Origin of the sequence: Acidovorax sp. 59 (genome assembly GCF_002754175.1) — a bacterium.
GTDB lineage: Bacteria > Pseudomonadota > Gammaproteobacteria > Burkholderiales > Burkholderiaceae_C > Acidovorax > Acidovorax delafieldii.
In genome coordinates, this window is the sequence record NZ_PEET01000001.1 from 676,067 (window position 1) to 700,740 (window position 24,674).

A 24,674-nucleotide genomic window follows, 5' to 3' on the forward strand; every position below is an offset into this window, starting at 1 on the left:
TGCCAGCCCTCTAAAATCGACCCCATGCTTGACATTCTTCTCCTCCGCAAAGACCTCGACACCGCCATCGCGCGGCTGGAAACCCGCAAAAAGCCCCAGGCCTTCCTGGACGTCTCCGCTTTCCAGGCCCTGGAGTCCGAGCGCAAGACGCTGCAGACCCGAACCGAAGAGCTGCAGGCCCAGCGCAACCAGCTGTCCAAGCAGGTCGGCATGCTGATGAGCCGGGGTGACAAGGACGGCGCCGAAGCCGTCAAGGCCCAGGTGGCCGCAGGCAAGGTGGAGCTGGAGCAATCCGCCGCGCGCCTGGAGCAGATCCAATCCGAACTGTTGGCCATGTTGGTGGCTGTGCCCAACTTGCCGCACGAGTCCGTGCCGGTGGGCAACGACGAAGCTGGCAATGTGGAAGTGCGCCGCTGGGGCGCGCCTGCCAATTTCGATTTCGAGGTGAAAGATCATGTCGATGTCGGCACCCCGCTGGGCCTCGATTTCGACATGGGCGTCAAGCTGTCGGGTTCGCGCTTCACCGTGATGAAGGGCCCCATCGCCCGCCTGCACCGCGCATTGAGCCAGTTCATGCTGGACGTGCAGACGCAAGAGCACGGCTACACCGAGTGCTACGTGCCCTATGCCGTGAACGCCGACTCGCTCAAGGGCACAGGCCAGTTGCCCAAGTTCGAAGGCGACCTGTTCGCTGCCAAGAAGGGCGGCCAAGATGGCGAGCCCGTGCCCGACAACGCGGCCCTCTACCTCATCCCCACCAGCGAAGTGCCGCTGACCAACTTTGTGCGCGACGTGGTGGTGGCCGAGTCCGACCTGCCCATCAAGCTCACGGCCCACACGCCATGCTTCCGCTCTGAAGCGGGCAGCTACGGCCGTGACACGCGCGGCATGATCCGCCAGCACCAGTTCGACAAGGTCGAGATGGTGCAGATCGTGCACCCCGACAAGAGCTACGAAGCGCTGGAGGAAATGACCCGCCACGCAGAAGCCGTGCTGCAAAAGCTGGGCCTGCCCTACCGCGTGATGAGCCTGTGCACCGGCGACATGGGCTTTGGCGCCGCCAAGACCTACGACCTGGAAGTGTGGCTGCCCGCGCAGAACACCTACCGCGAGATCAGCTCGGTGAGCAACTGCGAAGCCTTTCAGGCCCGCCGCCTGCAAGCCCGCTTCAAGAATGCCCAAGGCAAGAATGAGCTGCTGCACACCCTGAATGGCTCGGGCCTGGCCGTGGGCCGCACGCTGGTGGCAGTGCTCGAAAACTACCAGCAAGCCGACGGCAGCGTGACGGTGCCCGAGGTGCTGCGCGCCTACCTTGGCGGCACCGCTGTGCTCAAGCCCTGAAAATCTGGCTATAATCGAAGGCTTCGACACATAGGAGAGGTGGCAGAGTGGTCGAATGTACCTGACTCGAAATCAGGCGTAGTGGCAACACTACCGTGGGTTCGAATCCCACCCTCTCCGCCAGTACATAACCCCAAGTGATTGATTCACTTGGGGTTTTTTGTTTTGGGTCACGGTGGGTATGCCATCTGGTATGCCATGGCACATTGGTTTGTCTTACACCACTTTAGACAGCGTTGGGACTCATGCTAACGTGCGTAAGTCATCTGTAGTTCACAGGTGCCAAGCAACGCATTCCGAAAATGCCAGGTCGCAGCTTGTGTTTGGTTTTCGAGTGCCTCGGTTGGAAAGTGTTGGGACGACGCTGAAAGGCGGCAATCAGTGCTGAACAGTTGCTCTAGTCAAACAACTCCAGCCCATTGCCGATGAGATTGTTCAGCCGTTGGGCGACAGCTTTGCTGCGTTGACGAGTTCGCAAAAGGTGCTGGTCTAGGACTTACGACAGATGGCCTAGACGGAGCTGTTTGGCCGGTACAGTGCAGCGTGACGGCTCGGGAATGCAACTGCCCATTTGGCTTTAGCCTTAGTGCGCTGGAGGACAGGTTCGCAGCGGGAGCAGTCCTCAGCATTCGCTAAGCGAAGGTCAAGTCAACGGCACAAACCCGACGCCCAGTTTGGGCGAATCCCGACGAGCATGACGACCAAAAAGATTCAAATCAGACTCAAACTTTGCTGGGTCGGCAGATTCCCCTAATCGTCCTTCGTCAGCTTCAGCTACACCCCAGGGTCGCATTGCGTTCTTGCTGCAAACCAATTTTCAGATCTGGTCCTCTGACGACGCATCTGCGCCTCCCTTCAACAGTTGAATCAGCCATCTGCCCGCTGGTCCTGGCGGTGATGCAGCAGGGTAAAAGGCGGACATGCTCAGCATGAAGCCCGACTTGGGCATGTCGTCGGTGTCTAAAACGATCAGCGTGCCAGCCATGATGTCCTGATCGACCATATGCATGGGCATGCTGCCCCAGCCCACGCCGCCTTTGAGAAAGGCGTACTTGGTTGAGAGGTCCGCCAAGCGCCACGTTGATGGCGAAGACACGCCATAGTCGCGGCCAACCATCAGCTCCGAGCGGTCGGTCAGGACGAGTTGCACATGTTTCGCCAACTCTCGTCTTGCGATACGCCGCTTGATCCGGGAGAGCGGATGGTCAGGAGCTGCAACCATCACAAGTGGCGTCTGTTGGAGTCTCTCGCTCACGAGCGATGGAAATGACAGCGGCAGCGCGCCCAGGATGCCGAGGCTGCAGCGTCCGTCGAGGACGGGCTCGTAGCCCGCGCCCAATCCCTCCACGAACAGCCGCAAAGGGGTCAGCGGAAATTGCTGGGCAAAGGCCTTCGCAGCTGCCGCGATGGCCGCAGTGGGATAGAACACATCAAAGACCACCGACAGCTCGGCCTCCAGCCCACCCGAAATGAGTTTGGCCCGCGCCTTCAGGACATCCACGTTAGAGACGATGTTGCGCGCATCGGCCAGGAGCAGAACCCCCTCTGGCGTGAGCTTGGGAAACCTTCCTGTGCGGTCGAACAGCGTGACGCCGATCTGCGCTTCCAGACTGCTCACCCAGCCACTCACTGCGGACTGAACGCGATTGAGCTTTCGGGCCGCCGCTGAAAAGCTGCCTTCGTCTGCTGCGGCAACAAAGGTCCGGAGTTGATCAAGAGAAACACCGTCGAGCATGGCTATCTATCCCTTTCACAGATGGATCGCATCTCAATATACCGTCTTCTCAGATTGATGTGCAGCGCCGACCATTCAGTTCCCGCTTCCAAACCCTTTCAAAGGATCTGAAATGAAACTGCTTCACATCGACTCCAGCGTCCTCGGCGCCGCATCTGTCAGCCGTCAACTGTCGTCCTCCATCGTGGCACGCCAGCAAGCGCTTCACCCAGGCATTCAGCTTGTCGTGCGCGACTTGGCCGTCGACCCCGCTTTGCATTTGTCAGGCGCCCACCTGGCGGCGTTTCAAGGTGTCGCCAGCGATGACGAGACCATCAACGCCGATCTGCTCAAGGGCAATGCCTACATGGACGAGCTGTTCGCTGCAGATGTCCTGGTCATCGGCGCACCCATGTACAACCTGTCGATTCCCACTCCGCTCAAGGCCTGGATCGACCGCATCGCGGTAGCCGGCAAGACGTTCCGCTACACAGCCAACGGACCTGAAGGCTTGCTGAAGAACAAGAAGGCCTTTATCGCTTCTTCGCGTGGCGGTGTCTATTCAGCAGGGAGTCCGGCGGCCGCCCTGGAGCACCAGGAAAGCTATCTGATCGGCCTTCTGGCTTTCCTGGGCGTGACCGATGTGACCATCGTGCGCGCGGAGGGACTAGCTCTCGGCCCCGATGCGAAAGACGCGGCAGTGGCGCGCGCGCTGAAGGAAATTGCAGCCATCGCCGCCTGACTGATACAGATGTCTGTACCAAGCACCCCATTTCCCACTCGTTCAATCACATCAAGGAACTCACCATGAACTACGCCATCATCGGTTCGGGCAACGTCGGCTCAGCCCTTGCCCGCCAATTCGCCCGCAGCGGTATAGCGGTCAGCATCGCCAACAGGCGTGGAGCCGGCTCGCTAACTTCACTCACCGCAGAACTGGGCCCGAAGGTCACCGCATCTTCACTGTCTGATGCCATCAAGGCCGATGTCATCATCTTGGCCGTGCCGTTTCGCGCCCATGCTGCCATCGGCGCAGAAAAACCGGATTGGGCCGGCACGACTGTCATCGACGCGATGAACACCTACGGAATCGATCCAGAGGAGTTGCAAGGCAAGGCCTCCAGTGACGTGGTTGCCTCAGCGTTCAAAGGTGCGAAGGTCGTCAAAACGCTCAATCAACTGCCCGCCAAGCTGCTCGCCAAAGACCCTGCTGAGAACGGCGGGCGTCGCGTGATGTTCGTCTCGAGCAACGACGACGCGGCCTCAGCCTCAATTGCCCAACTGGTCGAAAGCCTTGGCTTCGCAACCATCGCATTGGGGCGGGTCGACAAGGGAGGCTTGCTGCTGGAACGTGGAGCGCCGCTGGTACTCCAGAATCTCATCAAACTCGGATGATGGGCGCAGTTCTTCGTGTCGACCCACTTGGAGGTCGCTGGCCAACCATCGATCCCTTCCTGGTCTGCGTGCACCATGTTGACAACTACCCACAGGGCAACGCCGAATTCGGACCCGATGCCTCGCTGTCTGGCCGTGTACCGGGCCGCGACATGGAGGGCAAAGACGGATGGCGCATGTACTTCGGACGCACCGTGCCTGGATTCCCGGCACATCCGCACAGGGGGTTCGAAACCATCACCATCGTTCGCCAAGGTATTGTTGACCACTCGGACTCGCTCGGATCTAGCGCTCGCTTCGGTGCCGGCGATGTCCAGTGGTTGACCGCTGGCCGAGGAATTGTTCACGCAGAGATGTTCCCCCTGGTCGAGCGCAACACGCGAAACCCTCTTGAGCTGCTGCAGATCTGGTTGAACCTGCCGGCGCGCAGCAAGATGGCAGAGCCGAACTTCACGATGTACTGGGCCGAAGACATCCCGGGCATCGTGACGTCCGATGCGCAGAGCGATGTTGAATTTCGGTACATCGCAGGTGTGCCAGTTGGATCGCCTGCGACCTCGGCCACTGTGGTACCGCCAAATTCGTGGGCGGCGGATCCCGAAGCGGACCTGGCCATCTGGACGATCACTCTTTCGCCAGGTGCTCGCTGCACATTGCCGCCAGCATCAGGACTGAAGACGCGGCGGCAATTGTTTTTCTTTGAAGGCAGCACATTGACCATTGACGAACAGGTCATCGCTCGTTCGTCTGCGATCGAGGTGCGCTGCGACAAGTCTGTCGAACTGGTCAATGGACTGGAGCGAAGCGAAATCCTGATGCTTCAGGCTCGCCCGATTGGAGAGCCAGTTGTGAGCGAGGGGCCCTTCGTCATGGGGTCGATCGGCGAAATCCAGCAGGCCTACGCTGACTATCGGGAGACGGGGTTTGGAGCGTGGCCATGGCCTAGCACTGCGCCAGTTCACGGGGAAGGCAATACCAAGTTCGCCAGTCGGCCGACCTAAAACGACTGCTGAATTTACGGAAGTGCCCGAGGCCCTCTTTGGGGAGGCAGACCCGCCGCCGGACGATCAGTGGGTTGCCCATTCAAGCGCGCTCAAGAGGTTGTGAGTGCGGGAAACGCTCGTACAACAACCGCGAGCACGTTGCTCTGGCACGAATCAAGGACATTGCTGCATTCCGGACGAGCTGATGCCGGCAGCAGATCGGAATACCTTGCTGTGCAAGCAGTATCGAGCTCCGGCAATGATCACTGAGAGGTGGAGGCCAATCGTTGTCCTCTGAGACTTGACCGGCTGCATTGGGTGGTACAGCCGTCGTTGAACTTGCTACCGCGAGCGACCAAGACCAGCCTGAAGAAGTCAGGATCTCTTAGACGCTCCTAGTGACTACAGAGTGGCCGTGCACAATTTTTAGTTGCCTAAAACTGTCCTCCATCTAGAGTGCGGTCTTAGGAGGGGATATGCAAACCGCCATCGACAAGACAGCCGTTCATCGTCACGAGTCATCGCTTTCAGTGCGTTCTATCGCGCGTCTGGTTTCAGTTGCTGCGGGTGTTCTGGTTCTCTCGAATGCGGCCATGGCCTTCCAGATCGCCCCCATGGGCTCAGCCTTTGAATCCAAGCTGACCAACGAAACAGAAAACTCTCTAGCGACTGTGGCTGGCAGACTGGGCGTTCTGATCAAAGGCCGCGTCCACGAAGAAATTACCCAGATCGGCATGGGTTGTCCGATAGAGCCAGGCAGCCTCGCCCAAGACGTCAGCTGCAGTTCCCGAGATCTGCCGTTTGCCACGCCCTATGTCATCTACGGCGTGCGTTGGAATGATCTACCTCCGTTCAAGCTTTCACCCGAAGAGGGCAACTGCACCTACTTGGGCAAGTCCTGCAACGTGTCCCAGACCATCCGATTCTCGACACAGCCGCTGTGTTGGTACTGTCTCTTCAAGGATGCGGAGAAGAAAGCGCAGACCCAGCCGATCGTTGGGTGCAGCAAAACCAAGGGCAGTCTGCACGGCAATGTGATGACGCGCTCGCACTTCGGCGACTTGCAGTTTCTGCATGCCATGGCCAGTGAGGAGGGGGTACACCCTGGCGCAACCCGTGCCAAGGTGCTGGACTGGCTGGAGTTCGCCTGGAAAGTGTCCTCGCGCGAAATCAAGCCCGACACCTTTCTTCGAGACATCGACAACGCGACACTGAAGGAGCACTTCGGATGCACACAGTGGCGGGTCTCGGACCTCTACATCCTCGGGCGTCAGGACAAGCTGCTTCCGTACTTGCACCACGTGGCGTTCGGCTCCGTGCTCCACACGGTCCAGGACTCTTTTGCCGGAGCCCATGCCTCCCGTGAGGACTCAGCTCCAAGTGGCATGTGCCTGGACACTGGCTTGGCACAGCCCAGACGGATCGTTGAATTCCATACCTATGGCGCACAGGACGGAAGCCTGCACGACGAACAAGACAGCCGGGAAGCTATGACTCGCATGAGTGCTGCAGAGAAGTGGCCCGATGCTGTGGAGGCCACGCGCAATCTATCGCGCTTCTATGAAGATCGCGCCCGATGGAGCGAGGTCCAGCCCTACATGCAGTGCTTGTTCGAACTAGCCGACGAGCGCAATGACTCGTCACCGGGAGAGCCGTACCGCCGCCGCTGAGTGCATGGTGGGGGATACCCCGTCCAACTATTCATCGTCACTGCGGATGGAGCAGTGCCAGCGCCTTGCGCTTGCCCAGTTTGAGCACTTCGGCAATGCGCTCCAACTGTGCGGCCCGGGGATGAACATGGCCCGTCTCCCACTTGTAGACAGATATCGAAGAAGCACCCAGCAGCTGAGCCATCTGCTTCTGCGTGATGCCAAGTGCTGCACGTTTGTCGATCAACACCTGAGCATCGAACTGGATCTGCTTTGACTTCTTGGGAGTGGCCTTTTCAGCGATCACCTTAGCTTCGGGTGCATCCGTAGCTTTGACCTGTCGTTGAGTCGCTTTGAGCTGAGATGTCAGCGACTTGACCTCACGCTTCAGTGCCGCAATCTCGGAGCGATGGCTGGTGATCGCCTTGCGCATGCCCTGAAGTTCAGGTTTCAGTTCCTTGCGAGCCATGCGAACAACTTCAGCGCGAAAGGCATTAGAAAACGTATTCATAGGCCCGATGGTAACTTTGACGCCTTATCGCGCACTTAGAGGCTGGTGCACTGCCGGAATCGCACTCCTTCTTCGTCTCTCAAAAACAAAACCGCCAGAGGTCTGTGCCTGTGGCGGTTTGTTCCGGTGGAGGTCGAACGAGCGGTACTTACTTCCCGGCCTTCTCCGCCTTGCGCTTCGCGGCCTTGGGATCCACCACCGCCTTGAACTTGGCACCCGCCACAAACTTCGGCACAGTGCTCGCAGGGATCTTCAGCGCAGCACCGGTCGATGGGTTCTTGCCCGAGCGAGCAGCACGCTTGGCGGACTTGAAAGTCCCAAAACCCACCAGCTGCACGGCATCACCCTTCTTCACTGCTGTTTGGATGGTATCGATCAGCGTTTCCAGCACCGCATTGGCTGCGGCCTTGGACAGGTCATTCTTGGAAGCCAGGATTTCAACGAGTTCTGCGCGGTTCATGGATGCTCACGTGTAGAGGTTGGAAAGGACCGATTTATACCCCCGCCGCTGACACGGCCCTTGCTGGAACTCAATGCTGCAGTGCACTTCTTGGCAAAAACTCCACTCCGGTTCTCTTCACCAACTCCTGGTAGCTGATCGGCCGACCGACCGTCTCCCCCTCGCGGTTCTCCTGCCAGTGCGCCCAGGCCCTCTGGGTCGTGGCGTCGTACACCAGCTTGTACAGATAGGTCGGCACCTTCACCCCATTGGCACCAATGCGCGGCCCCGCGTCCGTGAACACAGGCCCGGTGATCACAAACACATCCCCCTTGGCCCGCTTCACATAGTGCCGCGTGTCCTGCTCGATCTTGTTCCAGGCACCACCGTTGTGTTGAGCATTCTGGGGGACCATATTCGCCAAACTGAAGCTCTGCGCCATGGCCGTAGGTGTTGGCATGTCTCCCGCAGGTGCCATGTGTCCTCGGGAGTAGCCAGAGTTCTTGTAGTCCTCCAACTCCGCCCGCTCGCCACTGGGGAGGCGTGCATCCGCAAAGAAGCGCTTGGCCCGCTTCTCGTCAGCATCCTCGATGAGCCTGCGGTTCAGGCGCTGGGCCACAAACACCGGTGTCTTGGTTGTGCCGGAGTGCAGCACCGCAAAGGCCTCATAGCAAAGCTCGCGCAGCTGCGGCCGGGGTGTGATGGCCGGTGGTGTGCCATTCGCAAAGAACTGCGGGCATTGCGCAAAGGAGGTGGGCTCGGGCGTAAGCAGGGCCGCACTGTCGAACTGCGGAGAACGTGCCCAGGACAGATTCGGGAGAGCAACGCTGGCGAGAGTCAGGGCCAGCAGAGCTGCCAGGCGCACACGGCCTGGCCAAGAGGACAAACGATTCACAGAAGGAGCATTCGGGTCGAACAAAACGAAGCCCGATTGGAGCACCGTTCACCTCTCGCTTCTGGCCCGAAGGCTCGGATCCCGCAGGGTTTTACAGCTGCTTGCAGAGATGGGGTCCACAAACAAAAAGGGCTCCCCAAAGGGAGCCCGATCTGCCTGCCCGCCCCTGCGGTTCAGTTAACACTCCCCATGGCAACAGCACCCGCACCGCGCGAAGTGCCACCCCCATGGGAAGTCCCGCAACTGCTTCAATCCAACCCAAGCAGTTGGTCTGCCAAATTACATGGCGCTGAATTCGCCCGAAGGGATCTGGCCGGTGCGCACGGCTTCGGCAGCCTGTGCACGCACGACAGCGCGGTCAGCGGTGGACTTGTAGGTCACCACACGCGAGCCTGCGGGTTCCATGTTGTGGGTGCGGGCTTCGACAACAGCTTCTGCAGCCACTTCAGCGCGGGTGCGGTTCGTGTCGAACTTCAGGGCAAATTGCGAGCCATCGGCTTCATCGGCATGGGCGCCAAAGGCGGCGAAAGCGGCAACAGCGGCAACAGCGGCGACGGAGAGGAAACGGGCGGTCTTGTTCATGATGAAAATCCTTAAAAGCTAAAAAAGCGTCTCAAAAAAGCCGGGTCAAAAACCATTCCTGAACCGGGTTCGGTGAGTCGCCTTGCGGGTTCGGCTCATCGATGGGATGAACTATACGCCGATGGTGTTCAGGGAAAAACCACCCAGTCGCAAACTAACTGTTCCAGTATTGAAAACAATCTTTCGGAACCTTCCTACGCCGTACCTCCGCGCCTTCGCTTCTCATTCACCTGGCCTTCAGCACGCCTTCAAGGCCGTCAAAAACTCCCGCGCATTGAGCTGGCTCTTGTCCTCCATGCAGTTGTTGAACACCGCATGCGGATACCGCACCGACCGCGCAATCGGGCTGTACCGATGGGCCAGTGCTTGCAGCTCAGCGGAGGTGTACGCATAGTCAAACCGCTCGGCTGCGGACTTGGCTGGCATCCCATAGGCCACTGCATTGCGCCCATGGAGCCTCAGCAGTGCATGCTCCGAATGGGTTGTCTCCCAGATCGCTGGAACACTGTGCGGTGATCCTTGCGGCCCATCCACGATGGTGTGGACCAGTCCCAGGCTCCTGAGCATGGCCAGGGTACTCGCCGTCACCGCATCGTTCTCCCACCAGCTTGGATGCCGGAACTCGATGCTCAAGGTGTGCCCCGGAAAATGTTCCAGGCAGTGCTCGATGTGGGCTATGGCAGCTGGGTGGCGCACCACCTTCGGTGAGAACTGGAAGTGCACCAGGCCCAGCTTGCCGTTGACCTGCAAGGGCACCAGGCAGGCCGCAAAGCGCTTCCACAGCTCCTCCCGAAACTCCGCTGGCATGTCCTTGTAGACCAGGCGCCGTCCAGGCCCCAACGCCTCCTTGATGTCCTTGGGCAAAACATCTGTGCTGGTCCACTGTCCAGTGAACAGGCTGAAGGCCTTCACGTTGAACACAAACCCAGGTGGGGTGCGTTCTGCCCAGTGCTGGGCGGTGGTGACCGCAGGGATGGCGTAGTAGCTGGTATCTACCTCCACCAGGTTGAACTGCGAGGCGTAAAAGCGCAGACGGGCTTCGGGTGTCCTGGCCGTGGGTGGATAGAACTTGCCGCAATCGAGCAAGGTCTTGTCCGACCAGGAGGCGGTCCCGACCAAGGGATTGAAACCAGGAACGTGGGGGGCGAAAGAGTGCTCCATGGGGAGGCCTCCTTGGGTTCATCCTACATGCGCATTTGTGGCAAAAGCTGTATATTTATACAGCATTTAACCACAGGAGAAGCAGCGCCATGCAAGTCATCGAATCCACCTATGTCGTCACCCTGCGCGACTACCCCGAAGAGATCCCTGCCAAGGAGCGCATTGCCGCAGAAACCCGGTACGCCAAAGCTCTGGAGAAGCAACTCGGCGGCCCCGAGCAGGTGGCCGCCGCCCTGGACACCATGCACAGCCTGGAAGAGTCGCCACCCGAGGTGGTTTCTCCTGGCGATCTCACCTTGCTCAAGGCCTGGGGCAAGGCCAGTGCGGCTGCCAAGCAGGCGGGGTTCCGGGATCTTGGCGAAGGGGATGGGGCGTACTTTGAAGTGCGGCTGGTGTGAGGGTGAAGGTCCACTGAGGACACGCCATGCCGATCGAATCGCCTTGGAACTACCCGACGCTGATGTGCACGCCACCGGGTGGAGCCGGTGGTGTGTTCCCGACGGAGACCGTGCTGCCGCTGGAGGCGGAGGCGTATGCAGTCACGCAGGAGGGTGAGATCTGGCGGGTGATGGTGAAGCACTCGGGTGTAGTGCTGTATGTGGGGCCCGGGCCCGTGGTGCTGGTGGAGTCGCCTGCGCCGTTTTGAGTGGCTTGCATGGAGAGTATTGGGAATGCGTCGTTGAGCGCACTCGCTGTCGCTGCTGCGAACCCAGATCAGAGAAAAGATGTAGAAAAAGCTCTGCGAGGAGGTCGTCCGTGTTTTCATGTGCCGACAGAGTCTGACCCGCTGAGCTCTACATTAAGCTGTGCGCATCAACCCTTTTTTGTCCTCTCCCCAGCGTGAAAACGTCCGATGTCCGTTCGTTCGTCCAAGAAGTTTTGCATTCGATCCACCAGCCCTATACGGAGCACGTCATTGAAGACGTGTTCTACGCCATCGAACATAGACCTAAATGGATGAGTGAATACGAAAGCCTTTGCGAAATACTTGGGAAGACGACGGTCAACACCTGGGGTGGCCGTTGGATTGCGATCACTTTAGGGAAGTCTGGCGAGAAGCAGGTCACAAGTAAAAGATGCTCAATCCTCGGCTCTTACTCGCTCCTTGATGCTGACGCAAAACCGATTGCCGTAAAGCCGAAGGAGGAGGCTGCGCTGCAGCTTATGGCCGACTACTATTTCGCCCACAAAGATCGCTTGCCTTCAGACATCCGAAAGTACCGCGAGCAAATTGTTGATCTCATCATGGCTGGGGTTCCTCCTGCAGAGGCCTTTTGCATAACCCCAGCGGATGGTCTCTAGACAGTGCAAAAAGAGATTCGGCCCAGATCCTGCGGGGAGCCGATCTATCTGGCCATGCTCTCATAGGACTTCTTGTCGTTCCCACAATCAAGGCCTGCACCGTGGCAAGCGCGTAGAAGGTGGGGCCGCAGAACTCTGTCAGGCTTCGGTACCGGCTGTTGTGCACGTCCTTCTACTCACCGTTGATGCAGTTCATGACTATCTACTCCACGCCGTCGTCCGACTCTGAGCAAGGGCGCCTGCTGCCGCTGTACTGTGGACATAGTCGTGCTGATCATCCAGATAGCAAGGTCTTCCTCCGTTACCACATGGGGCGCTTTTTGCGCCTTATAGGAAGTGTGCTGCCGCAGTTGCTTGATTGGTCAGACCTAGCGTGTGCAGCCAGAGATATCGAGCGTATGTGCTGGCGTGAACTCGGATATGGGAAGGCCCCGCTGTTTCCAGGCGATGTCCCGCCATTCCTACTTCATGATGAAAACGGCCGTCCCACTGGTCAGCTTTTTCGGGACCCCATGTCACCCACAGCGTTGGCTGCACGCCTTGCTGCGTTGCCGCCTTCCGTGCCATCCGGCCCTTCGCCCTTGGAACGCAATTTCCAGATGTTGGCGCGTCTCTTGATCTTGACACCCGCTGAAAGCGAATGGGTACTCTGGTCCTACTGCTTCACCCGGTTTACCCCACCCACCATTGCCTTGCGCTCCGAAGACCACGCCTGGTCGGTCCTGGCTAAAGTCTTGGCCGTATCTCCCGACGAAATCCGGGGCCACAAGTCCCCTCACAGGCTACAGGTCACGGGAATTTTGGAGGCGCCCCAGCGGCCCGCAAACAGAGGACTTGAACTCAGCGATTGGCTGAGGTGCACGCCCCATTTCATGGACGCAGTGGAAGCCGGTCACCCCAGTGAGGCGGCGCTTTGGAGTGCGCTGGCGCCGTCCGCAACGAGCTGACGACCCGGTTGTTTCAGGTTCTGGGGGCGCAGTCTACGCACGCGCCCCCAGTCATTCCATCCACACTGCATGCGACACATTACGTCGCAGCCACCCGGATGATGGATCTCATCGATAAGGAGAGACCACCATCATGGCAAAACGTAGAGCGGCAATCTCATACAACCCAGGCAGCATTGAACCGATCATTCGCCTCTGGCTGCTTCGCGTTCTGGTTCCACTGGGGGGGTACCGCCAGTTTGTGCACCCACACGGGTTCAACAACGATACCCTCGCCGAAGTGATCGGACTCGGTCACTGGATCGATTCCGAAACACGCGAGTTTGATCAGAAAGCAGTGCAATCCGAACTGCGCCAGTTGCATCAGAAGGCGGAGAGGCAGTGGTACGGGGAGCGCCAGTCAACTTTTCTGAGCCAAAACATCGATCAGTTATCTAACCTGGTGGGGTTGAGCATGATCGACTGCAAGGTGTTGGAGTTCACGGTGTCCATTCATAACGAGCGTCTCCTCGATGACGCGTCTGAATGGCTGGGCGATCTGTCTTCCGTCAAGATCATTCATGCCTTGTCCATCATTCTTGATCTGCCCGAGCCAGACATTCGCGCTTCACTGAGCGCCACAGGCATTCTTGCCAGGTCGGGGCTGGTCATGATGGACCGGAGGGGGCGCGGCGCATTGCGCTACAAGCTGGATCTGCTTTCTGAAGGGTTTGCTGACCTGATGGCTGCCTCCAAAGCCGACCCTATCAGCCTGCTGCGGGGCACCGTGTCTGCAGCAGGCCCCGCTCAACTGAGCTTGGCCGACTACAGCCACATCCAGTCCTCATTGGAGATTCTGTGTCCCTATCTGCGCAATGCCATGGCCACTGGTCGGCGTGGCGTGAACATCTTCCTGCACGGCGCACCGGGAACAGGCAAGAGCCAGCTGGCGCGGGCCTTGGCCAAGGAGATGGGGTACGAGCTGTTCGAAGTCGCCAGCGAAGACGCAGACGGTGACCCGATTAATGGAGAACACCGCCTACGAGCCTTTCGTGCTGCACAGAGTTTCTTTTCTCAACAGCAGGCAATGATCGCTTTTGACGAGGTGGAGGACGTTTTCAACGACGGAAACAGCTTCTTCGGCAGCAAGAGCACCGCCCAGTTGCGCAAGGCCTGGATCAACCGGATGCTGGAAGAGAACCCGGTGCCCACACTGTGGATGTCCAACTCCCTGCGAGGTCTAGATCCCGCCTTCATTCGCCGCTTTGACATGGTGTTTGAGTTACCCATCCCACCCAAGACGCAGCGTGAACGGATTTTGCAAAGCAGTTGCGGTGAGCTGCTTGATGCCAACCGGATTTCCCGCATCGCAGAGGCCGAAGCCCTTGCCCCAGCTGTGGTCGCAAAGGCGAGTTCAGTCATCCGCCTGATCCGGGACGACCTTGGCCCTCAAAAGACGGCAGCTGCGTTGGAGCGCTTGATCTCCAGCACCATGGAAGCCCAGGGGCACGAACCCCTTCTCTCGCACGATGCCAACAGGTTGCCGGAGGCTTACGACCCAGGGTTTATCCATGCCGATGTGGATCTGGCAGCCGTAGCCGCAGGCCTTGTCGCGGCACGCTCTGGCAGGCTTTGTCTGTACGGGCCGCCCGGTACCGGAAAAACTGCCTACGGTCGCTGGCTCGCTCAGCAGCTCGGCGTTCCCCTGCTCGTCAAACGCGCTTCCGATCTGAAATCCAAGTGGCTGGGTGAGAGCGAAAAGAACATCGCCAAAGCCTTTCGCGAAGCGCAAAACGATGGCGCAGTCCTCTTGATCGATGAGGTGGACAGCTTTCTGCAGGATCGGCGGGGCGCCCAGCACAACTGGGAAGTGAGCGAGGTCAACGAAATGCTGACCCAGATGGAGTCCTTCTCGGGGGTGTTTGTGGCCTCGACCAACCTGATGGAAGGGCTGGACCAAGCAGCGCTGCGCCGGTTTGACCTCAAAGTGAAGTTCGACTATCTGCGCGCCGACCAGGCGTGGGCGCTGCTGTCGTGCCACTGCGAAGGACTCGGACTGCCGCAACCGCAGCCCGAAGAGCAAGCCAGGATTTCGCGGCTGGTTTCGCTGACGCCAGGCGACTTTGCGGCCGTGGTGCGCCAGCACCGATTCCGGCCCATCACGTCTGCTACCGCCCTTGTATCGGCCCTCGAAGCCGAATGCGCAGTGAAACATGGCACGAATCGCGCCATTGGGTTTTTGTGAGCACAAACCCATGGGAGAATTTCTTTCAAACAAGAGGGAGTCGGCCTTGCGTGTGCTTTCCAAATCGAAGCTGCTGGCGTTTCGGCAGTGCCCCAAGCGGCTGTGGCTGGAGGTACATCGCCCGGACCTGCGCGAAGACTCCTCTGCCACCCAGGCCAGCTTTACGGTGGGTCATCAGGTTGGAGACATTGCCAGGCAGGTCTATGACCCCGAGGGCAAAGGCGCGCTGATCGATTTCAAAGTAGGGGGCTTCGAGGCAGCCTTTGCGCGGACGCAAGCGCTCCTGCAAGCGAACCAGCCGATCTTTGAGGCTGGGTTCCGCGCCGAAGGGGCACTGGCCTTTGCCGACGTGATGCTGCCGGTCAAGCGCGGCGGCAAACGGGCTTGGCGGATGGTGGAGGTGAAGTCATCCACCTCCGTCAAGGATTACCACCGGGACGACGCCGCCGTGCAAGCATTTCTGGCTCGCTCCTCGGGGGTGCCTCTGACTGGGATTGCGCTGGCCCATATTGATAGTTCATGGGTCTATCCAGGCGGTGGTGACTACAGCGGGCTGTTGGTCGAGAACGATCTGACCGACGAAGCGTTTTCTCGCGGGACGGAGGTTCGCAGTTGGATCGAAGAGTCCCACGGGATCGTTGCCAAGAAGAAGGAGCCTCGCGTCTCAACGGGCGAACAGTGCAGCGCTCCCTATGAGTGTGGTTTCTTCTCCTATTGCCAAAGCCAGGAGCCTCAAGCAGAGCAGCCCTTGCATTGGCTGCCCGGGGCACAGAGCAAGGGACTGAAAGCACATGTTGAGGCCCACGGAGTGTGCGAACTACGCGATGTGCCAGATGCGCTGCTGAATGACAAGCAAAGGCGTGTGAAGGCGGCCACGCTCACGGGAAAGACGTACTTTGATCAGAAGAGTGCGTTGCAAGAACTGGCCCAGCACAAGCTGCCCGCGTTTTTTATGGATTTTGAAACCATCCAGTTCGCAGTACCGATCTGGAAAGGTACACGCCCTTACCAGCAGATCCCGTTTCAGTTCAGCGTGCATCGCCTCGCGCGTACCGGGAAGCTCGAACAGCAGGCTTTTCTTGATCTCTCGGGCGGTGACCCCTCAAAAGCCTTTGCTGAAGCATTGCTCAGTGCATGCGGCGAGCGTGGCCCCATCTTTGTCTACAACGCTGGTTTTGAAATGGCCCGGATCCGCGATCTGGCGCAGCGTTTTCCACGACTGTCCGAAGCCCTCCTGGCGCTGAACGAGCGTGTTGTGGATCTGCTGCCTGTGGCGCGTGAGCACTACTACCACCCAAGCCAGCAAGGGAGCTGGAGCATCAAGGCGGTACTCCCAGCGCTGTGCCCAGACTTGACCTACGGTGACCTTGATGGCGTCCAGGATGGCGGCATGGCCATGGAGGTTTTTCTGGAGGCGATCTCGCCGCAAACCTCGGCGGCACGCGAGGCTGAGATTGAGCACCAACTTCTGGCTTACTGCGCGCTCGACACCTACGCCATGGTCCGCCTGTGGGCTGCGTTCTCCAACTCGTCTTTGAAGATCTGATATGGCGAAACGATCCGACACCCTCGAAACGGTCAAGCTCGCTGTCGAACTGCTGCGCCGTATTCCCCGTGGCCGCAAGGTCACTGCCAGCGAGCTGCACCAGCAGCTCCAGCACGCAGGGATTGAACGCGAACTGCGCACCATCCAGCGTCAGCTGGAAATGCTCAGCGAGCACTTCGAAATCGAGCGCGACGACAGCAGCAAGCCCTATGGCTATCGATGGCTGGAGCAGGCCAAGGCATTGGCCGTGCCCAACCTCACGCCGCAGGAATCCCTGTTACTCCAATTGGCAGAGGAGCATCTCAAGAACTTGTTGCCGCCCCGGCTCATGAAGTCCATGGATGCGTTTTTCAGTCAAGCGAGACGCAATCTGGGTCTGGAGAGCAGCGCCCGCCTGGAACGCGAATGGCCTGGGAAGGTACGAGTGGTGGCGACCAGCCAGCCGTTGCTACCGCCCAAGATTGTTTTCGGTGTGTTTGAGGCAGTGAGCGAAGCGCTGTACAGCAATCACTGGCTGCACATCGAATACAAGAATGCAGGCGGCAAACGCACCAGCGCAGACGTGATGCCGCTGGGCCTGGTGCAACAGGGATCGCGGCTGTATCTCGTTTGCCGCTACCAGGGCTTTGACAACGAACGCAACCTGGCACTGCATCGCATCGCTGCGGCCGAAGTTTCCACGCTCACCTTCGAGCGGCCCAAGACGTTTGACCTCAAGCGCTACGACGATGACGGGCGTTTTGGGTTCGGTGAGGGCGAAAAGGTACGTCTGGCCTTTCGCATTGAACGCAGTGCGGGGTTGCACCTCATAGAGTCACCATTGTCCAGCGACCAACAAGTGGTTGAACTTGAGGACGGCGAATTGGAAATCACGGCCACGGTGGTCGACAGCGCGATGCTGGAGTGGTGGTTGCGTGGGTTTGGGGACGCCGTTTCCCGTGTGCGCCGCACGAGAAAAAATTCAGCAAAGTCCACATTCACGCCATGAAATTTACCGATTTCGTTATCACCGAATCCGCTGGCAACTCCGTTGACCCGCTGGGCTACCTGAAACCTGCGGGGGAAATCTCCTCCGGACTCTTCCGCCCTTTCACCGTTCTGACGAACCATCCCGCTTACCAAGGTTTTTTGGCGTTTGCGTTCAGTTTCCTGGAGCGGAATTCGCTGAAGCCTGGCCAAAAGAACTTCCTTCGGCGGGTGCGCGACCTTGAAATTCTCTGGGGTGTTTTGAGCGTTCGCGGTGGCGACTCGGTCATCAATGTGACCAAGTACGAGCCTCTCACCGGCCAGGATTCCTTGTGCTTGGACGATGCGAAAAAACGACCGGCTTTGTATGCGCGCCTCAACTACGGTGCACTGGGCCACTACGGGGGCCCCAGCACGACGTGGCGAATTCTCCAGCCCAATGGCGCCGGGTTGTCCGCCAGCGGCGCAGCACTTGCCGAAGCCTGGCGGCACCGGAACGGATTTGATTTCGAAAACCTTGCGAACCGATGGATGTCGGGCGCCGATTTGTTTGCCGATGCTGCACTCGACGAGTGGGCGCGGGTTTATCGCCTGGATGCCGAACCCGAGCCTGCAGAGCGAAAAACCTGGCAAGCCCTTATTCATGATCTTTGTCGCCGTGAACTCCTAGTTGCTCCGCTATGGGACGAGCCGGTTCCCGAAGACGTCCTTGCCCTCGGCCGCCAGGCGGACACCTACGCTGGCTTCTTCCAGGGCTTGCTGGCGCATTACAAGGCCCACCCGGAGCTTTGCCGTCGAATCGAGCTTTGCAACTGTTTCGAACGGCTATCGGGTCTCGTCCAGTTTGTTTTCGAATGGGAGTACGTCAGGCGTCTGGACTACGTCCAGAAGATCGGTCTGTCCGCCAATAGCCTGCCAACCCAGGTCACGAACGACGTTCGTGAGGCCGCGCGCGCGTTCCGCGCCGTGCAGGGGTCACGTGAGTTTTGGGCGCTGCCGGGCACGCTAGAGAACATAGCGGATTTTCCGACGATGGTGGCAACGGTCCTTGCCCACCACTCGGCGCACCAGCGCGGCAAGGGAACGTCCCCCTTCATCACGGGAGATGGGATCGCTGTCCAGGATCGCGTCGATGGTCAGAAATTCATGCAATTTTTCAAATCGGTCGCCGATGCGCCCGAAACGCTGCTGCCGGCTACCCAATGGCGCTACCGCCGCAATTGGCATTTTGAGCGGGCCCAGCTGTGGCAGCAGTACGCAGGAATCCAGTGATGGCTAAAAAGCTTCCAATGCCGTCCGGCGACTTCCTTAATTTCTCCGAAATCTTCTCGGCAGCTGTGGCGCTCGCGGAGGACGATCCGATTGAACACCTCATGGTTCTCACCTTTGAGTTCGATGAGCAGCAGCTCCTGAATCTGGTGCAACACCGCGCCCTGGAAGAGCAAAAGGACCTGGCCCGTTCCGGATTAAAGCTGCTGTCGACCATCAGGCCCGTGGTCTTCTACGACGCACGCAAGACAAAACCATTCGGTCGCCTGCCACAATTCTTGGAATTGCACCCCTGCAAGACCCCAGGGTTTTCCTGTCACCACAGCAAGGCTTACTGCATCGTCACTCGTAAGGCGATCCGATTGGTCGTTGGAAGCTTCAACCTGACCTACACCGGGCTCTTTCGCAATCGCGAGGTCCTACAGGAATGGACCTGGCAGTCCGCCAAGTCGGCGGATACGCACATACTGGTCGAATGGATCGCGTTTCTTCGGGAGCACTACTTGACCGAGGCGCAAGCGTCCTCGCATTCGGCGCTGGCCGCTGCGCTGACAACCTTGGATGCGCGAACCAGCGGCTGGAGACTTCCACCGCCGGCCCCTGACAGGCCCGGTCATCTACTGACTTCCGGCTACGGAGAGCGCTCCGGCCTCGACGCGCTGGTTGACCAGTGGGATGCCTGGTTCCCGGAGCAAGCACCGACGAGCCTCTTTGTCGTCTCCCCCTTTTTCGACGAAAACCCAGCCCCTCATTGCATCGCCGAGCAGATCAGTAGTCGCTTCCCGACGCTCTCCCGCCTGGAAATCGTCACCGATGCAGCCAATCAGGCGAGCCTCTCCAGGGCCCACTTCGGCAGGCATTTCGCACCGGACCAATCGGCCCTTCGCCTGATTCCGGAAACGATTCTCGCTGATGAACGCGCACGGATCGAACGGCAGGGCAGCAACTCCACCAAGGATCTGGCACTCAATCGCGTGCTGCACGCGAAGATCCTGCTGCTAGCGACGGAGGATGGCGCCGGCGTCGCCTACCTGGGCAGCGCGAATTTTTCGCGCAAGGCTTGGCTCGGTGACAACCGCGAACTGGGCTTCATAGAGCGGATCGACAACGCCCACGCGTTGCGCGAGGTCGTTTTGCGGGGCTTGTCGGTCGCACCCAGCAACCATTTCGAAGAACTGCCTGCGCTACCGCCTGAGTCCCCATCCAAGCTGGATCCTGAGGAGATCGTCGAGGATTCGCTGTTCCCGGGCTTCATCGATTTCTTCGTACTCGCCCCGTCACCGGGTTCCGACTGCTTCCGGTTTAGGGTGCACGGTACCCAGTTGGAGCGGATCGCGGAATACGATATCCACTGGGCGGACATGCGTCTAACATTTGCTGATGGTGTATCACAGGACATCCCCATCGGCCAGTTCCGTAATACGCTGCTCGGCGGCCGCACGCTCGAGTTTCGGCATCGGAAAAAGGCCGATCGAAGGTTCTGGTTCCCGTTCCAGTACGCTGGTGAAATCATCTCCGACCGACAAGCCTTGATGCACGCGTCCAGTTGGGACTGGCTGGCCTTCCACCTTAGTCCCAACGGTGCCGATGAAGGAGAGGACCCGGAATCCACGCAATGGCTGGACGGCCGCAACAGTGCGGCCCTACCGGTCGCGATGCTCGACGTTGATCGCGAGGCGAACTGTGTAGTCGCCATGCAGCACTACCTCTCCTTGTTTTCCAGTGTTGAGGGATGCTTCGAACGACGCCTGGTCGAATCACTCAAGGTCGACGACCCGTCCGCCCGCCAGCGTGCCATTCGTAGCCAGGTCGTCGAACCCCTTTCGGGTCTGGCGACCTTGTTGCAGCGCGAACCCGTGCAGCAGCCGGCAGATCGCTTGTTCAAGCTGGGTGAGCTGGGCCTCTTCGTTGAGTCGTTGGCACGACAGACCTCGGCAACCGAACGCAGTGAATTCGCCAAACTGGTAGCAGGGATCAGATCAGCGCTTGACGCGGCCAAGGGAGCCGATGCCCTTGCTGCCGATTACCACGCGTTTGTCGTGGGTCAATTACGGTTCGCACCATGAAACAACTTCTCAACGAACAGGCACCCGACCCGCGCGTCCAGGAAGACTGGAATCGGCAGCGCTACACCGCCACGGTCATCCGCGAGCGCCACAAGAAAGGAATCGCTTGCGTGCTGCTAGCCGATGAGGTCGGCATGGGCAAGACCTATACCGCGCTGGCTGCAATCGCCACTCACTTGTTCGAAACACGTCGCAACAACCTCAAGGCGCTACTGGTCGTTCCCAACGATCTGCTGAGCGCGAAGTGGGAACAGGAAATCCGCACCTTCAATCGCGACTACCTTCAGCACAAGGGGCGAAAACAGCTGCGCCCACTCGTCGTAGGTGGCTACTGGGACCTGGTGCAGAACCTGCACGACTACGATAACGTGGACGTCCCACGAATCTCCGAAACGATGCTGAAGAGTTTCGCGTACCTCGTGCTGAAGTGGTTTGACGCGCGCCGCAAGCGCGGCAAGCATCGTCAACGATGGGCCATCTGCGATGGGCTCGACGACCTCCATCCGGACGTTCTGGCGCTCAGTTCGCATCTGTCGCAGCTGGCGCTGAACAACTATCTGGACGAACAGAAGTCACTTGAACCAGAACGCTTCGACCAGATGGCCGGGGATCTTGCCACAGACCAGTCGTATGACTTCCTGAAGGAACTGCTTCGCGACTTCGGCGCGCAGCAGGATGCCATGGAGCCCAACGTCTATGTGGTTGCCATGTCGAAGTTGCGCCGGGCCAAGTCGAACAACCCGCAATCAAAGCTCTTTGCGTCGTACATCGTGTCGCGTGCGCTCAAGCGCCGACGCGAGCAGACGCGACAGGACGTGATTGGATCGGTCGAAAAATCCAACCTCGTCTGCCAGTTGCCGGATGCGCCAACGAGCAAGAAGAAACAATTGGAAGGCCTTGGGGACTGGATCGGCAAGCTCTACTCTACCAACCTGTGGGGGTTCGAGGAAGTGGCCGACGCAATCATCGCCAAGGCCGGATACGAGCAAATCATCGCGGACCTGTTGGGCGAGCATCCCGGGCGATGCATCAAGGATCTTTCTGATCGCATCGTCGAAACCAAGCTTCGGAAGGCGAATATCGTCCTGAGCGTCATCGACGAAATCCATAACTGGAAGAACGGCAGCAACGGCGCGCAGGACTTCGCGCAGGTGTTCCGCGAGGCAATCCCCAACAAGCTGATGATGTCGGCAACGCCGTTCCAGCTACACCAGGATGAGTTGGGAAGGATCTTCGAATTCGTTGCCGCAGAGCACGACCAGTCGCTTGAGATCGTTCGCCAACTGATTGCGGCGGACGGACCCGCATCACGCTGTCTCACTGCCAGCGCCCGATTCCAGGGCGCCTGGGGTCGGCTCGTCCGTGAGGACGTCAGCATGCTCCAGTCCTTCGTCGACGTCCATCCGAGTCCTGATGGTGCGAGCCGCGTCGCCGCCCTTTCCGCCTTTGCTGCGGACAATCCCTGCTCCGAGGAATTTGCTGCCTTTGTTTCTGCATTGGTCGACTACCACCGGTCGATTCAGGATTTGCGGCAAGGCCTGTCCAAAGTCGTCATCCGGCATACGAAGTCGCGCGACAAGCGCCATTTCCACGCCGGAAGCGACTATGTGCGAAGCGGTTCCCCAAACTACGCGCAACCGCGCAGCGCGCTCTACACGGCAGCCGGTCTAGGTGATACCTCGGCCGCCCTGCTGAGTTACTTGGGCATGCGGGTGGAACAGCGCGTCCGACAGGATTCGTTGCAAAATGGTAAAGAGGCAAATGCGCACCTCTTGAGCGGGTTTGCATCGAGCTTTAGCGCGTTTCGGGAGAGCAATAAAGACCTGACTTCGGGTGCCAGCGTTTCCAGCGCAACCAAACGCTACCTCAAGTTCTTCGACTCAGCGTTGCGCCGGACGACACACCCAAAAGTCTCGGCGACCGTTGATCGGGCGCTGGCCAATTTCCGGGCCGGCAGCAAAACGTTGATCTTCTGCGAACGCTTGGCGACGCAAGACGAAATCGTCCAAATCTTGCGCAACCGAATTGCCGCGGAGGACTTTCAGTCGATCAGCATCGATGACACCAAACGCATGCGCCGCGACATCCTCAGGGACCACCTCGCAGTGGAGCTGTACTGGAGCCGCTCGTGGCAAGCCGCCCATAGAAGCTCTGAGAAACACATTGCCAATCAGGAAGAGATTTCAGCGGCCTTGGAACGACTTGAGGAGCAGCTCGGCCGTTTTAACAGCCGTCAGCGCGACAAGATCCTCGATTTGTTGTTGCTTGCTGCCCACTCGCCGCACAACCCGTGTACGGACATGTTCCGGGGCATCCTGGAATCCGAAGTAGCCCTCCGCGTTTATCTGCGGCTTGAGTCCAATCCGGAACTGCAGTCTTTCGATGACGACCCGGAGGATGAACCCCATGCCAATCCCTTGGCGGACACACTAGGAGAAATCACCAACGGCCCGACAATCTGGCACCCGATCGCTGACTCGGGCCCCTTGCATGCCCGCCTTTGGAAACTACTTGAGGACGAGTGCAATCAGTTTCAGAACAGTGCGGGATCGGCCGATCTGTCTGCGTTCGCGCACCTCTTGCTGGATGTCGGTCAGGGATTGCGCAAGATACTGCTGCGACTCGACGCCCTGGCTAGCATCGGTAGCAGACGAGCTGAGCGACTTGGGGTGGCAGCCGTTGAGCTCATCGCTCACTCAACCGCTCATCCCCTGCGTTCACCCTGGCACCGGCTTGAGGGCTTCCTTGGTGTGCTTTGCAACGCACAGGGCAGCATTCGCCGGCCGCAACAGCACAGCTCGCGTCGCCAAAGCTTGTGGAAGGGCGTCTACCTGCGGGATGAGGAAATCGTGACCGAACTCCACGGCGAGGTGAAACCGGAGACCCGGATTAGCCGATGCGCGGCGTTCAATTCGCCACTATTGCCTGACATCATGGTGTGCACCGCGATTGGTTCAGAAGGTATCGACCTCCACCTCAATTGTGACGAGATCATCCATCACGACCTCCCTTGGAATCCGGCGCGCTTTGAGCAGCGAACCGGCCGCCTCGATCGCGTCGGTTCTCTGGGTGAACGCATGTATCAGGTTGATCCGCAACTGCACCGCCTTGACATTGGCGTGCCATTTCTAGCGTTCGACTACGACGAGTTTCGCTTCAAGACTCTCCACTCACGCGCACAAAAGTTCGAGGTGCTTTTGGGACAACCTGAATTTCCGACCGACGTTGATGAGCGGCTTGACGATCCGGATAACAAAGACCCGACTAACGCGGACGAGGACGTTGCAACGAATATCTCGGCTGCTCCATTGGCGTCCCTACCCGCTGAATTGGTTGACCTGATCCGCATGGATCTTTCCGCTGAATCGAACGCCATACCGGGCGTCCCTTAGTCGGGACTCTACAAAATTGCCGACCAGATCCTGGCCACGGTCAAGGCGCTGCTAGAAGCCTAGGGGTTTTGGCTGAAGGCGAGCACTGTGGTGAGGGCCATGCTGATTGCAGTACCCGGTTCAACCAAGAAGTGGCGAGCGTTACCCCAAGATGCACCAGCGCGAGAACTGCAACCAGGAGTGGCTTTGAATCGCCCAGCCGCCGGCTGCACCACAAGTGTGAATGTTCGAGACCAGCCTGAAGGAGACGCGACGCTCCGACTTGTTCTAGTCGTTTGCAGGCGGCAGGGAA

20 protein-coding genes and 1 tRNA gene are annotated in these 24,674 nt (G+C 59.1%); 15 read left to right on the forward strand and 6 right to left on the reverse strand.

What is annotated here, in order from left to right:
- Positions 1-24 precede the first annotated feature (24 nt).
- A complete protein-coding gene (serS, locus tag CLU87_RS03155; RefSeq protein WP_099729472.1) occupies positions 25-1,341 on the forward strand; it encodes a serine--tRNA ligase in 1,317 nt (438 codons plus the stop codon).
- 33 nt (positions 1,342-1,374) lie between these two features.
- A tRNA-Ser gene (locus tag CLU87_RS03160) sits at positions 1,375-1,464 on the forward strand.
- Positions 1,465-2,158: 694 nt separating this feature from the next.
- Here CLU87_RS03160 and CLU87_RS03165 read toward each other — a convergent pair.
- Positions 2,159-3,076: a LysR family transcriptional regulator gene (locus CLU87_RS03165; protein WP_099729473.1), complete on the reverse strand. Its 918-nt coding sequence runs from the start codon at positions 3,074-3,076 to the stop codon at positions 2,159-2,161.
- Between the two features lie 112 nt (positions 3,077-3,188).
- Here CLU87_RS03165 and CLU87_RS03170 point away from each other — a divergent pair, with 112 nt between their 5' ends.
- The 4 genes from CLU87_RS03170 to CLU87_RS03185 all read left to right on the forward strand — a co-directional run bounded on the left by CLU87_RS03170 (position 3,189) and on the right by CLU87_RS03185 (position 7,103).
- Entirely contained in the window at positions 3,189-3,797 is a 609-nt protein-coding gene (locus tag CLU87_RS03170; protein ID WP_099729474.1) for an FMN-dependent NADH-azoreductase, read from the forward strand.
- 65 nt (positions 3,798-3,862) lie between these two features.
- Positions 3,863-4,450 (forward strand): NADPH-dependent F420 reductase, encoded by a 588-nt coding sequence (locus tag CLU87_RS03175; RefSeq protein WP_099729475.1) that lies wholly within the window; start codon positions 3,863-3,865, stop codon positions 4,448-4,450.
- Positions 4,450-5,451 carry a pirin family protein gene (locus tag CLU87_RS03180; RefSeq protein WP_233193694.1) on the forward strand — a complete coding sequence of 334 codons (1,002 nt, stop codon included), beginning with the start codon at positions 4,450-4,452 and terminating at the stop codon, positions 5,449-5,451. The genes CLU87_RS03175 and CLU87_RS03180 overlap by 1 nt, the downstream gene beginning before the upstream one ends.
- Positions 5,452-5,909: 458 nt before the next feature.
- Positions 5,910-7,103: a hypothetical protein gene (locus tag CLU87_RS03185; protein WP_233193695.1), complete on the forward strand. Its 1,194-nt coding sequence runs from the start codon at positions 5,910-5,912 to the stop codon at positions 7,101-7,103.
- A gap of 37 nt (positions 7,104-7,140) precedes the next feature.
- Here CLU87_RS03185 and CLU87_RS03190 read toward each other — a convergent pair whose 3' ends face one another.
- The 5 genes from CLU87_RS03190 to CLU87_RS03210 form a co-directional block, all read right to left on the reverse strand.
- Positions 7,141-7,593, reverse strand: a complete 453-nt coding sequence (locus CLU87_RS03190) for a helix-turn-helix domain-containing protein (protein ID WP_099729477.1) — start codon at positions 7,591-7,593, stop codon at positions 7,141-7,143.
- Between the two features lie 148 nt (positions 7,594-7,741).
- Complete coding sequence (locus tag CLU87_RS03195) at positions 7,742-8,053, reverse strand: HU family DNA-binding protein (RefSeq protein ID WP_099729478.1); 312 nt, start codon at positions 8,051-8,053, stop codon at positions 7,742-7,744.
- A 70-nt stretch (positions 8,054-8,123) separates the two neighbouring features.
- Positions 8,124-8,927, reverse strand: coding sequence for a DNA/RNA non-specific endonuclease (locus CLU87_RS03200; RefSeq protein ID WP_233193696.1), 804 nt, complete (start codon positions 8,925-8,927; stop codon positions 8,124-8,126).
- Positions 8,928-9,206: 279 nt separating this feature from the next.
- Positions 9,207-9,509, reverse strand: a complete 303-nt coding sequence (locus tag CLU87_RS03205) for a DUF4148 domain-containing protein (RefSeq protein ID WP_099729480.1) — start codon at positions 9,507-9,509, stop codon at positions 9,207-9,209.
- Positions 9,510-9,746: 237 nt separating this feature from the next.
- Positions 9,747-10,670: a DUF72 domain-containing protein gene (locus CLU87_RS03210; RefSeq protein WP_099729481.1), complete on the reverse strand. Its 924-nt coding sequence runs from the start codon at positions 10,668-10,670 to the stop codon at positions 9,747-9,749.
- Positions 10,671-10,759: 89 nt separating this feature from the next.
- On the opposite strand from CLU87_RS03210, the gene CLU87_RS03215 reads away from it, so the two are divergent.
- The 9 genes from CLU87_RS03215 (at position 10,760) to CLU87_RS03260 (ending at position 24,382) form a co-directional block, all read left to right on the forward strand.
- Positions 10,760-11,068 carry a hypothetical protein gene (locus CLU87_RS03215; protein ID WP_099729482.1) on the forward strand — a complete coding sequence of 103 codons (309 nt, stop codon included), beginning with the start codon at positions 10,760-10,762 and terminating at the stop codon, positions 11,066-11,068.
- A 26-nt stretch (positions 11,069-11,094) separates the two neighbouring features.
- Positions 11,095-11,316 (forward strand): hypothetical protein, encoded by a 222-nt coding sequence (locus CLU87_RS03220; protein ID WP_099729483.1) that lies wholly within the window; start codon positions 11,095-11,097, stop codon positions 11,314-11,316.
- A gap of 194 nt (positions 11,317-11,510) precedes the next feature.
- Entirely contained in the window at positions 11,511-11,972 is a 462-nt protein-coding gene (locus CLU87_RS03225) for a hypothetical protein (protein ID WP_099729484.1), read from the forward strand.
- 1,080 nt (positions 11,973-13,052) lie between these two features.
- Positions 13,053-15,143, forward strand: a complete 2,091-nt coding sequence (locus CLU87_RS03235) for an ATP-binding protein (RefSeq protein WP_099729486.1) — start codon at positions 13,053-13,055, stop codon at positions 15,141-15,143.
- The gene (locus CLU87_RS03240) at positions 15,112-16,689 is read left to right on the forward strand and encodes a DUF2779 domain-containing protein (RefSeq protein WP_233193697.1); all 1,578 of its coding nucleotides are present in this window, start codon (positions 15,112-15,114) and stop codon (positions 16,687-16,689) included. Before CLU87_RS03235 ends, CLU87_RS03240 begins: the two co-directional genes overlap by 32 nt.
- Position 16,690: 1 nt before the next feature.
- On the forward strand, positions 16,691-17,677 hold the full coding sequence (locus CLU87_RS03245) for a YafY family protein (RefSeq protein WP_099729487.1): 987 nt from the start codon (positions 16,691-16,693) through the stop codon (positions 17,675-17,677).
- Positions 17,674-18,927: a hypothetical protein gene (locus CLU87_RS03250; protein ID WP_099729488.1), complete on the forward strand. Its 1,254-nt coding sequence runs from the start codon at positions 17,674-17,676 to the stop codon at positions 18,925-18,927. Before CLU87_RS03245 ends, CLU87_RS03250 begins: the two co-directional genes overlap by 4 nt.
- Positions 18,927-20,990: a hypothetical protein gene (locus tag CLU87_RS03255; RefSeq protein ID WP_099729489.1), complete on the forward strand. Its 2,064-nt coding sequence runs from the start codon at positions 18,927-18,929 to the stop codon at positions 20,988-20,990. Before CLU87_RS03250 ends, CLU87_RS03255 begins: the two co-directional genes overlap by 1 nt.
- Positions 20,987-24,382, forward strand: coding sequence for a helicase-related protein (locus CLU87_RS03260; protein WP_099729490.1), 3,396 nt, complete (start codon positions 20,987-20,989; stop codon positions 24,380-24,382). Before CLU87_RS03255 ends, CLU87_RS03260 begins: the two co-directional genes overlap by 4 nt.
- Positions 24,383-24,674: the final 292 nt, after the last annotated feature.

What these genes read in the sequence shown, in the direction of transcription:
- serS (WP_099729472.1), top strand. Translation starts at nt 25, where the DNA reads ATGCTTGACATTCTTCTCCTCCGCAAAGACCTCGACACCGCCATCGCG.
- CLU87_RS03165 (WP_099729473.1), bottom strand. Translation starts at nt 3,076, where the DNA reads ATGCTCGACGGTGTTTCTCTTGATCAACTCCGGACCTTTGTTGCCGCA.
- CLU87_RS03170 (WP_099729474.1), top strand. Translation starts at nt 3,189, where the DNA reads ATGAAACTGCTTCACATCGACTCCAGCGTCCTCGGCGCCGCATCTGTC.
- CLU87_RS03175 (WP_099729475.1), top strand. Translation starts at nt 3,863, where the DNA reads ATGAACTACGCCATCATCGGTTCGGGCAACGTCGGCTCAGCCCTTGCC.
- CLU87_RS03180 (WP_233193694.1), top strand. Translation starts at nt 4,450, where the DNA reads ATGGGCGCAGTTCTTCGTGTCGACCCACTTGGAGGTCGCTGGCCAACC.
- CLU87_RS03185 (WP_233193695.1), top strand. Translation starts at nt 5,910, where the DNA reads ATGCAAACCGCCATCGACAAGACAGCCGTTCATCGTCACGAGTCATCG.
- CLU87_RS03190 (WP_099729477.1), bottom strand. Translation starts at nt 7,593, where the DNA reads ATGAATACGTTTTCTAATGCCTTTCGCGCTGAAGTTGTTCGCATGGCT.
- CLU87_RS03195 (WP_099729478.1), bottom strand. Translation starts at nt 8,053, where the DNA reads ATGAACCGCGCAGAACTCGTTGAAATCCTGGCTTCCAAGAATGACCTG.
- CLU87_RS03205 (WP_099729480.1), bottom strand. Translation starts at nt 9,509, where the DNA reads ATGAACAAGACCGCCCGTTTCCTCTCCGTCGCCGCTGTTGCCGCTGTT.
- CLU87_RS03210 (WP_099729481.1), bottom strand. Translation starts at nt 10,670, where the DNA reads ATGGAGCACTCTTTCGCCCCCCACGTTCCTGGTTTCAATCCCTTGGTC.
- CLU87_RS03215 (WP_099729482.1), top strand. Translation starts at nt 10,760, where the DNA reads ATGCAAGTCATCGAATCCACCTATGTCGTCACCCTGCGCGACTACCCC.
- CLU87_RS03220 (WP_099729483.1), top strand. Translation starts at nt 11,095, where the DNA reads ATGCCGATCGAATCGCCTTGGAACTACCCGACGCTGATGTGCACGCCA.
- CLU87_RS03235 (WP_099729486.1), top strand. Translation starts at nt 13,053, where the DNA reads ATGGCAAAACGTAGAGCGGCAATCTCATACAACCCAGGCAGCATTGAA.
- CLU87_RS03240 (WP_233193697.1), top strand. Translation starts at nt 15,112, where the DNA reads ATGGCACGAATCGCGCCATTGGGTTTTTGTGAGCACAAACCCATGGGA.
- CLU87_RS03245 (WP_099729487.1), top strand. Translation starts at nt 16,691, where the DNA reads ATGGCGAAACGATCCGACACCCTCGAAACGGTCAAGCTCGCTGTCGAA.
- CLU87_RS03250 (WP_099729488.1), top strand. Translation starts at nt 17,674, where the DNA reads ATGAAATTTACCGATTTCGTTATCACCGAATCCGCTGGCAACTCCGTT.
- CLU87_RS03255 (WP_099729489.1), top strand. Translation starts at nt 18,927, where the DNA reads ATGGCTAAAAAGCTTCCAATGCCGTCCGGCGACTTCCTTAATTTCTCC.
- CLU87_RS03260 (WP_099729490.1), top strand. Translation starts at nt 20,987, where the DNA reads ATGAAACAACTTCTCAACGAACAGGCACCCGACCCGCGCGTCCAGGAA.